Below are 602 nucleotides of genomic sequence, written 5' to 3' on the forward strand. Positions count from 1 at the left end.
GCAAGGAGGGCGCTTACCACGGTAGGATTCGTGACTGGGGTGAAGTCGTAACAAGGTAGCCGTATCGGAAGGTGCGGCTGGATCACCTCCTTTCTAGAGTTGCACAGGTAGAGATACCGATTCATTAAGCGTCCACTCTTATCGACTGTTGAAAATTGAAGAAACAGTAGCAGTGTCCAAGTCGGGGCTGTAGCTCAGCTGGTTAGAGCACCGTGTTGATAACGCGGGGGTCGTTGGTTCGAGTCCAACCAGCCCTACCAACGCGGCCGTCGTAATTCCTTGGGGGATTAGCTCAGCTGGGAGAGCACCTGCTTTGCAAGCAGGGGGTCGTCGGTTCGATCCCGTCATCCTCCACCACTCTACTTTGAAAGTGCAAACGTAAGCCGCGCGGTTTAGGTTTGATCTTTTAGAGATTAAATGCTGTTTCGTTCTTTAAAAATTTGGAAGAAGTAAAGTTTTAATTGTCCGGTCGACAGGCCGGATGATGGGTAGTGATTGTATGTATCAAAACAAGCAACAACGCTGTACTTTCTTTCTTTATGACGTCCTTCCGCTTAGTCGGTGGAGGGGCTAACGTTATAGGGACAAGCGAATAAGTGCAC

The 602-nt window shown here is 49.5% G+C and carries 2 tRNA genes and 1 rRNA gene; all 3 read left to right on the forward strand.

Going from position 1 to position 602, the window contains the following annotated elements:
- Positions 1–93, forward strand: a 16S ribosomal RNA gene (locus ACP7EY_RS24015); the annotation flags it as partial.
- Between the two features lie 90 nt (positions 94–183).
- Positions 184–260, forward strand: a tRNA-Ile gene (locus ACP7EY_RS24020).
- Between the two features lie 21 nt (positions 261–281).
- A tRNA-Ala gene (locus ACP7EY_RS24025) sits at positions 282–357 on the forward strand.
- Positions 358–602: the final 245 nt, after the last annotated feature.

It is taken from the genome of Massilia sp. DWR3-1-1, from assembly GCF_049898325.1.
Taxonomy (GTDB): domain Bacteria; phylum Pseudomonadota; class Gammaproteobacteria; order Burkholderiales; family Burkholderiaceae_D; genus JAFCUW01.